12 protein-coding genes and 1 pseudogene are annotated in these 9,055 nt (G+C 66.4%); 7 read left to right on the top strand and 6 right to left on the bottom strand.

Annotation, left to right across the window (positions count from 1 at the left end; all coding sequences use genetic code 11):
- Nucleotides 1-163: 163 nt before the first annotated feature.
- Nucleotides 164-508 carry a hypothetical protein gene (locus ACLZN2_RS50190; RefSeq protein ID WP_416986895.1) on the top strand — a complete coding sequence of 115 codons (345 nt, stop codon included), beginning with the start codon at nt 164-166 and terminating at the stop codon, nt 506-508.
- Between the two features lie 131 nt (nt 509-639).
- Here the strand turns inward: ACLZN2_RS50190 and ACLZN2_RS50185 are convergent, their stop codons facing one another.
- A complete protein-coding gene (locus ACLZN2_RS50185; RefSeq protein WP_416986894.1) occupies nt 640-849 on the bottom strand; it encodes a hypothetical protein in 210 nt (69 codons plus the stop codon).
- Between the two features lie 161 nt (nt 850-1,010).
- Complete coding sequence (locus tag ACLZN2_RS50180) at nt 1,011-1,814, bottom strand: helix-turn-helix domain-containing protein (RefSeq protein ID WP_416986892.1); 804 nt, start codon at nt 1,812-1,814, stop codon at nt 1,011-1,013.
- A gap of 122 nt (nt 1,815-1,936) precedes the next feature.
- Here ACLZN2_RS50180 and ACLZN2_RS50175 point away from each other — a divergent pair, with 122 nt between their 5' ends.
- The 3 genes from ACLZN2_RS50175 to ACLZN2_RS50165 all read left to right on the top strand — a co-directional run bounded on the left by ACLZN2_RS50175 (nt 1,937) and on the right by ACLZN2_RS50165 (nt 4,403).
- Nucleotides 1,937-2,359: a hypothetical protein gene (locus ACLZN2_RS50175; RefSeq protein ID WP_416986890.1), complete on the top strand. Its 423-nt coding sequence runs from the start codon at nt 1,937-1,939 to the stop codon at nt 2,357-2,359.
- Nucleotides 2,356-3,396: a zinc-dependent alcohol dehydrogenase family protein gene (locus ACLZN2_RS50170; RefSeq protein WP_416986889.1), complete on the top strand. Its 1,041-nt coding sequence runs from the start codon at nt 2,356-2,358 to the stop codon at nt 3,394-3,396. Before ACLZN2_RS50175 ends, ACLZN2_RS50170 begins: the two co-directional genes overlap by 4 nt.
- Nucleotides 3,397-3,488: 92 nt before the next feature.
- Nucleotides 3,489-4,403, top strand: a complete 915-nt coding sequence (locus ACLZN2_RS50165) for an IS982 family transposase (RefSeq protein WP_416986888.1) — start codon at nt 3,489-3,491, stop codon at nt 4,401-4,403.
- 299 nt (nt 4,404-4,702) lie between these two features.
- On the opposite strand, the gene ACLZN2_RS50160 is transcribed toward ACLZN2_RS50165, so the two are convergent.
- The 3 genes and pseudogenes from ACLZN2_RS50160 to ACLZN2_RS50150 form a co-directional block, all read right to left on the bottom strand.
- Nucleotides 4,703-5,452, bottom strand: a complete 750-nt coding sequence (locus ACLZN2_RS50160) for a hypothetical protein (RefSeq protein ID WP_416986886.1) — start codon at nt 5,450-5,452, stop codon at nt 4,703-4,705.
- Nucleotides 5,453-5,737: 285 nt separating this feature from the next.
- The gene (locus ACLZN2_RS50155) at nt 5,738-6,196 is read right to left on the bottom strand and encodes an SMI1/KNR4 family protein (protein WP_416986884.1); all 459 of its coding nucleotides are present in this window, start codon (nt 6,194-6,196) and stop codon (nt 5,738-5,740) included.
- A 136-nt stretch (nt 6,197-6,332) separates the two neighbouring features.
- Nucleotides 6,333-7,017 (bottom strand): annotated as a pseudogene (locus ACLZN2_RS50150) (IS5 family transposase).
- A 78-nt stretch (nt 7,018-7,095) separates the two neighbouring features.
- Here ACLZN2_RS50150 and ACLZN2_RS50145 point away from each other — a divergent pair.
- On the top strand, nt 7,096-7,275 hold the full coding sequence (locus tag ACLZN2_RS50145; RefSeq protein ID WP_416986882.1) for a DUF397 domain-containing protein: 180 nt from the start codon (nt 7,096-7,098) through the stop codon (nt 7,273-7,275).
- A gap of 92 nt (nt 7,276-7,367) precedes the next feature.
- Here ACLZN2_RS50145 and ACLZN2_RS50140 read toward each other — a convergent pair whose 3' ends face one another.
- Nucleotides 7,368-8,069, bottom strand: coding sequence for a restriction endonuclease (locus ACLZN2_RS50140; protein ID WP_416986880.1), 702 nt, complete (start codon nt 8,067-8,069; stop codon nt 7,368-7,370).
- Nucleotides 8,070-8,265: 196 nt separating this feature from the next.
- On the opposite strand from ACLZN2_RS50140, the gene ACLZN2_RS50135 reads away from it, so the two are divergent.
- Nucleotides 8,266-8,544, top strand: a complete 279-nt coding sequence (locus ACLZN2_RS50135; protein ID WP_416986878.1) for a CopG family transcriptional regulator — start codon at nt 8,266-8,268, stop codon at nt 8,542-8,544.
- On the top strand, nt 8,537-8,965 hold the full coding sequence (locus tag ACLZN2_RS50130) for a hypothetical protein (protein WP_416986897.1): 429 nt from the start codon (nt 8,537-8,539) through the stop codon (nt 8,963-8,965). The genes ACLZN2_RS50135 and ACLZN2_RS50130 overlap by 8 nt, the downstream gene beginning before the upstream one ends.
- The last annotated feature ends 90 nt before the right edge of the window (nt 8,966-9,055 follow it).

Here is a 9,055-nt window from a genome sequence, read left to right as displayed (position 1 = left end):
CCACAGTCGTAGCCGCCTGGTCAGGCCACGACCAGCCCGACAGCCCCACCCGAAAGCCCGAAACGGGCATCACGTCACGTACTGCCCTCTGAGTACCGCGTGTCACCATCGGGGGGAGCGCCTGCGAACAGTAGCGCGGCACATGCGGTGTGGTGGGGGAATCGTGGCAGCACTGACCTGGGGCATCGTGGGCATCGGCGCCCTTTTCATCGTGGCCGCTGCGTACTGGTGCCTCGTGGAGCAGGAACAGGTACGCCGCGGAGCAGATGCCTTTCGCTTCCGCTTCTTCCGAGTGTGGCTTCCCCTCGGCATCGGTGTCGCAGCACTGGGCAAGCTCCCCCGAGCTTTGAGCGCCCCGTTCCCGGTTGTGGCCGTATTCGAAGTGTTGAGCCTCGCACCGGCCGTCATCGTCGTCGGGCTGGGACGGGTAGCTGCCAGAAAGCCAGGTCCAGGAGCCCGCACCAAAACCGCACCAGATCCAGCGGGGGACAACGGGGAGTCACGGTGAATAATTGCCCAGGCCGCAGAGGCCGCAGCTCAGCCGTTCGCCCAGGTCAGCGCCTCAACAAGCCCCAAAGGTCCGCAGCTTCCCAAGCTGAGTGCTCTTGACACCAAGCCTGATCAGCGGCCGACACACCCTCACGAATAGAAGCCGACCCAGTACTCGTCATGATCGCATACGAAGTCGCCCGGACGCTCCACCCTCAGTACCTCGTACCTGGCGGCAAAGACATCCAGGGCCTCATGAAGCGAGCAGCCCAGATGATCACGGAGTGTCTTGAGACCCCGGATGATTTGGTTGCTGAGGATCTGCTCGTCGGCAACGTCGACTGTGGCGCCATCGGTCATGGCTTCGATCGAATCCGATAGGTGGCTCACCGGGCAACAAGGTTTGCTGCCGTGGGGCACCTAGATGATCAATTCCAAGGGGTCAGTGGTCGTATGCGGTGAGCGAGCGCATGACGGGTTGGCATTTTGGTCGCTGCGCGGGGCTGTGCCGGTCGGATCGGTTACCGCTTGAGGAGTTCGGCCAGCATGGCGCTGGTCGCTTGGTCAGCCGGTAGGAACGCCTCAAGTCGTAGTTCGGCGATGGTGACGTCGATAGCGGTGCCGAAATGGGTGAGCGTGGTGATGAGCGTTAGCTCCCTGCCGTCGGCCGGATCATGTGCCCGGAGGCGCAGCGGTACGGCGAAGCCGAGGTGGTGCGGTGACTCACGCGGACGTGGTGGTGCCAGGTCGGTGAGTTCGGAGGCCAGGCGTTGGAGTTGGTCGTCTGGGTTGCGCACGCTCTCGGCCTGGATGCGGTCGATGATGTGCCACGCCCACTCGTCGAGGTTGACGATGCGTGGCGCGAGGCCCTGCGGATGCAACAACACCCGGGGAACGCTCACCGGCGGTACGAGCAGATGCGGGGCCACACCGGCGGTGAGCGAGTGGAAGGCGGCGTTGGCCGAGACGAGGTCACCGTGCCGGTCGACGACCACCGCCGGGTACGGCAGGTGGCCGTGCAGGATCCGTTCGAGGGCGGTGCGAATCGGTTCGAGCTGGGGGTCGTCCAGGCGGGTCTGCGGGTAGACCGGTGCGAATCCGGCCTCAAGGAGCAGTTCATTGCGTTCGCGGATCGGCACCTCCAGGGATTCGGCCAGCCGGATGATCATTGATCGGCCGGGGGTCGACCGTCCGCTCTCGATGAAGCTGAGGTGCCGCTGCGTGGTTCCGGCGCGCATGGCCAGTTCCAGCTGGCTGACGTGCCGCCGAGTGCGCCACTCACGCAACGCTCCGGCGAGCCCGCCGCTGGTCGATTCGCTGATCACCTCTCTTGTGTAACCCGCGCGGCTGCCGATCCGCGATTCCCTGCGAGGAATTGCCGCGGGACGGCCGGCGGCTGCACGGTCGTTGCCGCACGCCGACCATTCCGCAACCGAGGGGAGCAGCCATGGCTGACATTGACATCCACAACCTCACCGACCGCTACGTTGCCGTGTGGAACGAACCCGATGCAGAGCGACGCCGCGCCGCGATTCGCGAGCTGTGGTCCGGCGATGCGGTCCATGTGCTGCAGCCTCCCAAGGAGATCCTGCAGACCGCTGCAGGACTGGGCTTCGATCGTCTCGCTTTGGAGGCGCGCGGGCACCATGCGTTGGAGTTCCGGGTGACGCGCGCCTATGAGGAGTTCGTCGCGCCGGGCACCTTCGTCTTCCGGTCGCGCTGCAACACCGACAGGCTCCACGATGTCGTCAAGTTCAACTGGGAGATGGCGCCCCGGGACGGTGGTGAGGTCGCCGGCGTCGGGCTGGAGATCCTCATGCTCGGCCCCGACGGCCGCATCGTCAGCGACTACCAGTTCATCGAAGGATGACCGCGATGATGGCAGTGCTCCCATCGACGGTGCGCAGTTACCACGTCAGCACCGGCGGCGGTATCGAGGACCTGTCGCTGCGCACGCACGAACCACGCACACCCAGGGAGGGGGAGGTCGCGGTCGCGGTCCACGCCACCTCGCTCAGCTTCCGCGAACTTCTGGTGCTACGAGGACAGTACGTGCTGCCCGTCAAACCGGGCGTCATACCGGTCTCGGACGGTGCTGGCGAGGTCGTCGTCGTTGGGCCGGATGTCCGGCGGGTGCGCCCAGGCGACCGCGTCACAGCCGCACTGTTCCCGCGGTGGCTGGACGGCCCCCTGGAGCCGGCATACCTGCCGCAACTGGGTGGCTCGCTCGACGGAATGCTGACCGAGCTGGCCATCCTCCCCCAGGACGCCCTTGTGCCCATCCCCGACCACCTCTCCTACGCCGAGGCGGCAACTCTTCCCTGCGCCGCCGTCACGGCATGGAACGCCCTGACAGGCGACGGCCGCGGAATCCAGCGCGGACAGACCGTGCTGGCCACCGGATCCGGCGGCGTATCGCTGTTCACGGTGCAGTTCGCCAAACTCCTGGGCGCGAGAGTAATCGCCACGACAAGCCGCGCGGACAAGGAACAGCGCCTTCGCGAGCTTGGAGCCGACGAGGTCATCAACTACCGCGACATCCCGAACTGGCACACCGCAACCCGCGAACTCACCGCCGGGCGTGGGGTCGACCGCGTCGTCGACACCGCCGGAACGCTGGAGCAGTCGCTGAAGTCAGTCGCCGTCGACGGACATATCGCCTTCGTGGGGTCCGTCTCCGGCAACTGGCCACCGGTCGACCCTCGTCTGCTGTTCGGCGTCGCCGCTACGGTCCGGGCGTTGGCTGTCGGCAGTCGCGCTCAGTTCACCTCAATGAACAACGTCATCACCGCGCATCGGCTCCGACCAGTCCTCGACCAGGTGTTCCCGTTCGAAGAAGCCGTGGCAGCGTACCGGTACTACGAATCAGCCAGCCCGTTCGGAAAGGTAATCATCAAGATCAGATAGCCGGCGAGCGTGCGTGGTCGGGGGAATTCCGCGCACGCTCTATCCCAAGGGGTGCCTGCGGAGACGAGAACGAGGGTGTCCAAGATCGTTTTGTGACGAACAACCCAGACACCCTCGCGACCGCGCTCTACGCGACGACGGATGACCTGCTGAAGGAGCATCCCGGCCTGGCGCCTTGGCCTCCGCAGGTCGGGATCGCTCCCCGGCTGAGCGATGCCGAACTGGTCACCCTCGCGATGATGCAGGCCGTCCTCGGCTTCACCTCCGAGGCCAAGTGGCTCCGCCACGCCCGCGCCCACCTGCGACACCTCTTCCCCTACCTGCCGCAGCAGCCCGGCTACAACAAGCGGCTACGCAAAGCCGCCGACCTCATGCGCCGGATCACCCGCATCCTGGCCGTCAGCACCTCGATATGGAGCGACGACGTATGGGTCGTGGACTCCACCCCGGTCGAGTGCGGACGCTCCCGGGAGGCCGTCAAACGCTCCGACCTGGCCGGATGGGCCCAATACGGCTACTGCGCCAGCCACAGCCGCTTCTTCTGGGGCCTGCGCCTGCACCTGGTGTGTACCCTCCACGGCCTGCCCATCGCTTTCGCCCTGACCGGAGCGAAAGCCGACGAACGCGAAACCCTCCTTGACCTCCTTGCCGCCGAACGCGACCTCCTCCACAGCCGACCCGGACAGACGCTGATCGGTGACAAGAACTACTTCGGCTGCGCGTTCGAACACGAACTCGCTGAATACGGGGTCAAGTTGATCAGGCCAGCCCGCAAAGGCGAACGCGAGCGGCCAGGAGCCCACTTGTTCAAACCCCTGCGACAGGTCATCGAGTCGATCAACGAAACGTTCAAGGGACAGCTCGACCTCGAACTGCACCGCGGACGCACACCCGGCGGCGTCATCGCACGCGTCATGCAGCGCGTACTCGCGCTGACCGCCGCAATCTGGCACAACGACGCCACCGGACAAACCGTCCTACGCTCACTGACCGCCTACGATCACTGACCCCTTGGGATAGATCATCTAGGGCCGGTGAGGGCGTGACATGGGTTGTGCCTCACGCGGAGGCCCGCCCGAACCTGGGCCGTCCGAGGCCGCTCAACGGTGGCCAACGACGACCACCAGGCGCACGAGCCCACCGCCCCTGAGCAGGGAAACCCAGCTCACCAAGATCCCCGGCAAGACCCAGGGCAAGAAGAAGTAACCCGACCGGACAGGGCGACCGGGCGGACGTACAAGGCAGCCGCCTGACCGGCCTTGGCAGCCCTACTTTCCATGTAGTCGGCTCAGCGCTGGGCTGGCTATTACTTGAGCGCTTCATCCCAGACGTTTTCGCCGTCGGCCCAGGTCCAAAGCCATCGCCGCAGTGACGGGGTCGCATGGCGCAGGCCGTCGTGGGGGCCGTCGTCCGGGTCCCAATGAAGATCAGGGTCCCACCCGTCGGTGTCGTGGAGCAGCACAGGGTTGTTGACGGCGGCCAGCGAGACGTGCCAGTGCATGGTGCAGCCGCCGTAGGCCAGCTCGAACCATGATGTCGGCAACCCCGCAGCGCAGTTGCGCTCGTACACACGTACCGCAGACGGCCGCTCTCTCATACGCCCTTGTTCGCGGTTGCCGTCGGTCAGACATTCGAGCCCAGCATCTGGCCCGAAGCCCCCATTGGCCACCTCGGTGTAGACGCGCCGGAGCAACTTGGGCAGTCGCCGCCCAACTCTGCTCTCGGCGATCTCGAAATCCGCCAGAGAGACCGGTGGAAACAACGGTTCGCGAGGAGCGTCCGCGTAGTAGGCGGCCACTGCCTCTGCTCTTGAATTGAAGATGAGCATCCCGTCGCTGCGGGAACCCATCCTTCCGTCGTGGGCCGCCGGTTCTACGCCGTAGTGCTCGTTCACCCAAGCGATGGGAATCGGTGTCGTATCGAAGCGCCGGCCCGGATCCCACGCCCTGGAGCGCAACTTCTCGATGAGTGCATCATCGTCCTTCCCTTCGCTGCCGCGTCCAGAGCACTGGTGCTGGGTCGGTCGCGCGGGGTTGTCGTCCGAAGCTGCCGCCATGGACTGGAGCCTAATACCGCTGGTCTACCAACACCCTCGGAGCCAGCTCAGCGCGTGACGGGGGCGATCATGGACATACGGCGAGTGCTGCGACCCAGTTCGCAAGCGTGCCGGTGGCGGAGGCTGCGAGGAGCCGGTGCGCCATGTCCGCACCACCAGCGCACCAGATCGAGCGGGGAACAGCGCGGAATCACGGTGAAAGCATCCGAGCCAGACCAGGCCCCGGCCCAGCCATTAGCCCAGGTCAGCGCTAAGAACAGCTAACAGAGCGGGCCCCAGGCTGACCTACAGAGATCCCGGCTCGCCGTCGGCGACGAACCGCGTCAGGGATTGCTCCAGCAGTTCTAGGAATTGCCGCAGGTCGTCGGCTACCTTGTCGAGCTCCGGTTCGTCCAGCGACGCCGTCCGCGTCCGATGAACCGACCCATCAGGGCTCGCGACGTAGGACAGGCCGCCGCCGTTCGAGCCGATGACCAGACCTGGCCCCTTCTGGTTCGCGCCGACGCCGACAACGCCGTACTCCTGGAGTCGCAGAAGGACGTCACTTGCCGGATCGAGGAAGTAGCCGTTGCCTACGTCCGCCCAGGTGACGTCGCCGATGCTCTCGTAGAAGGTGACCAGGTCAGCCGGTATGAGGTCCGCTTGGGCAAGCGCGCGAGCCGCGGCTTGATCGTCGCGGTCGGCCAGCCGGACCTCGTTGGTGCCAGGAGGAAAGCCGTACCGACGCTCGAACTCGCCTGTCATTGCCGTGAGGGTCACGGAGACTCTGCCTGTCCACGAAGCCAGCCAGGCGGGTGAAAGCGAACGGTCACTCATGAGACCGGATCATGGCATGAGCCCCGCACATTCATGAGATGACCAGCGGCTTTGCATCCCGACGTCAGCGCAATGCCCTGAGTTGTCGGTGGGTGATGAGGCAGCAGGCGAGTTTCAGGAACGCTTCGTGGATGTCGGCTCTCCGTTCCCGCCGGATCCGCAGGCGTCGGAAGCCGTGCAACCAGGCAAAACTCCTCTCCGCAACCCAGCGGTAGGAGCGAGTCCAGCTTGCGGCGGGGACGAGCTACCCGGCCGCGGACCGGTGGGATCGCGTCGAGCAGGGGCAGCATCTGGGTGACGTCGTTGCGGTTGCCGCCGGTCAGCAGGACCGCGAACGGAGTACCGCGCGCCCGTCAGTGACCAAGTGATGCTTGGAGCCGGGTCAGCCCCGGTCGACCGGCGAGGAGCCCGTCTGGCTCCCCCCTTACCGCCCTGCCGTGGGAGGAGTCGACCACTCAGCGGGACCAGTTCAGCCGCGAGGCCGCGTTCAACTCGGCCAGCAGGACCTCGTGCAAACGCTGACAGACGCCAGCAGGGTTCCAGTACCGTAAGCGTCGCCAGCACGTCATGCCCGAGCCGAAGCCCAACTCCTGGGGCAGGTACTCCCACTGGATCCCGGTGTGCAGTACGTACAGGATCCCGCACAGCACCTGCCGGCCTGGCAGCGGCTTGCGGCCCGGATACCGAAAGCGCCGCTCGCGCTGCGGCAACAGCGGCTCGAGGCCATCCCACAGCTCATCCGACACGATCCACGGCGACTTCCCCGCACCGGACCGAACGCTCAACTACCGCCCTCGACACGGCCATCACGACCGGGCCACCACATCGTGTTGGCCGCTGTAAGACGCGGCGCCGGGGCTGGAGTTGCCGATCTCCGGGGTGTACGTGTCGAACACCAGCCTGCTGCTGAGCCCTTCGCGGCGCAGCCCAGCGGCCCGAACGACTGCGTGGAAGTCGCTGCACTGGGCGACCACGCCGCAGTGCGCGACTCCAAGGACATGGCGTAGGCGTCTCGGGTCTCACGACCGGTGTGGCGCCAACTGAGGCCACGCTGCGAAACGTCCGACATGAAACCGGCCTCGCGCACCCGCGAGGCCGGTCATCTCCGGTACGCGCGCTTCCAGCGTGCCCGGTGCCGGGAGTCTCCCTGGCCGCGACCGTTCACCTCACTCAGGGAGAGCAGGGAGGCTCCGTTGTTCCACAGGCCGAGGTGGTCGCGGTGCACCGCGAGGATGCCGTGCTGCACCGCGAACCTCTCTGAGGGTCTGCTGAAGCGCGTGGTCGTCACGAACACCGCCAGGTCGGCCCCGAAGTGCACCTTGGCACCCAGCAGATCGCGTAACTCGCGACTCGCGATCGTGCTGCTCGGCGCGTAGCGCTTGCACTGGATCACCATGGTCCGCCCGTCCGGGAAACGGCCGATGACGTCGGCGCCGTTGTCGTTCGCACCACCCACCCGCCGGACCTCTGTGCAGCCGTCCCGTCGGCACAGGCTTGCGACCAGGTCCTCGAACTCGGTGCCGGTCATCGCGTCCACCTCGGCGAGCGTCCGGTGACCGGCCTTCACCGCCTCTTCCTGCCGCCACAGACGGTCCCGCCCGCGCACAAGCCGGTCCGTACGCCACAGCCACCAGGCCGCCGCTCCGGCGCCGCCGAGGACCAGTGCGCCCGTGATGTACGGCCACACGGCCGACCAGAACACCACCAGCAGGACCAGCACCAGACCACCGCCGGCCGCCACCGCCTTCAGCCGCGCCGCCCGCCGCCTGCGAGCAGCCGCACCCCGTCTACGCCCAGCCACGATCGAAGCCCTCCCCCACAGGTCCGTGTACGGCAGTGTGGGCAGTCCTAGGCAGCGCGAGAAGGGCGCAAGTCGGCCATGTCCGGATCCCGATTGCCTGGCGAGGCTGATCGACTCCGTGAAGACCGATTGCGCCGCGACACTCGCCGGGTGGCCGACTCATAAGGAGCGTGACACCAAGCTCTTGGTCTCTTGTATGGCGACGAAGAAGGTAACCGTGACGATCCCCGAGGATCTCCTGGACGAGATCCTCGCGGACGCGGCAGAGCGGGGCCTGTCGGCGTACGTCACCGAGGCGCTGCGCTTCAAGCGCGACCGGGATCGGTTCCTGGAACTGGTCGACTGGCTGCAGGAAGAGCACGGCCCCGTGACTGAGGACGAGCGTGTGGCAGCACTCGACGAGTTGGAGGATCTCGACGCCGAACACGAGCGGCGTCGAACCATCGGAAAGCACAACGCCGGAGAGGCTGCGTGAAGAGAAGAAGCGAGCCGGTGAGCACCGACAGCAGCCGCTCCGTGTCTTCGTCCTGGACTGTGAAGCTCTCTCCCTGGCCGTGCGCGGTGATCGGAAGATGATCGCCTGGCTCGACCTCGCGGCACGAGGGGAGGCCGAAGTGGTGACGTCGCCGATGACCCTGGTCGAGGCGTACGACGCCAGAACGACCGAACAGCGCTGGGACTGGGCACTGTCCCGGCTCCAGGTCGCCGACATCGGGAAGGACGACGCCCGCCGGGCACGCCGGCTCCTGGCCGACCCCAAGTCGCACGGCCACAAGTACGCGATCGACGCCGTGCTCGCCGTGATCGCGCGACAGCAGAAGGGGCAGGTCACTGTCTTCACCTCGGACGTCGACGACCTGGAGAAGCCGACCCGCGCCCCTCTGCTGCCCCTTTGAGAGGGCGGTATGTGACGTAGTGCCGCGTTTGTTGTCGCTGGAACGTGTGGCACAGGCGTATCGGGGCTGATCGGGGAGTCCTGCCGTGCT

Origin of the sequence: Streptomyces sp. T028, from assembly GCF_048159505.1 — a bacterium.
Lineage (GTDB): Bacteria > Actinomycetota > Actinomycetes > Streptomycetales > Streptomycetaceae > Streptomyces.
This window is presented reverse-complemented; position numbering and strand designations above follow the sequence as displayed.

What these genes read in the sequence shown, in the direction of transcription:
- ACLZN2_RS50175 (WP_416986890.1), top strand. Translation starts at nt 1,937, where the DNA reads ATGGCTGACATTGACATCCACAACCTCACCGACCGCTACGTTGCCGTG.
- ACLZN2_RS50135 (WP_416986878.1), top strand. Translation starts at nt 8,266, where the DNA reads ATGGCGACGAAGAAGGTAACCGTGACGATCCCCGAGGATCTCCTGGAC.
- ACLZN2_RS50155 (WP_416986884.1), bottom strand. Translation starts at nt 6,196, where the DNA reads ATGACAGGCGAGTTCGAGCGTCGGTACGGCTTTCCTCCTGGCACCAAC.
- ACLZN2_RS50160 (WP_416986886.1), bottom strand. Translation starts at nt 5,452, where the DNA reads ATGGCGGCAGCTTCGGACGACAACCCCGCGCGACCGACCCAGCACCAG.
- ACLZN2_RS50185 (WP_416986894.1), bottom strand. Translation starts at nt 849, where the DNA reads ATGACCGATGGCGCCACAGTCGACGTTGCCGACGAGCAGATCCTCAGC.
- ACLZN2_RS50170 (WP_416986889.1), top strand. Translation starts at nt 2,356, where the DNA reads ATGACCGCGATGATGGCAGTGCTCCCATCGACGGTGCGCAGTTACCAC.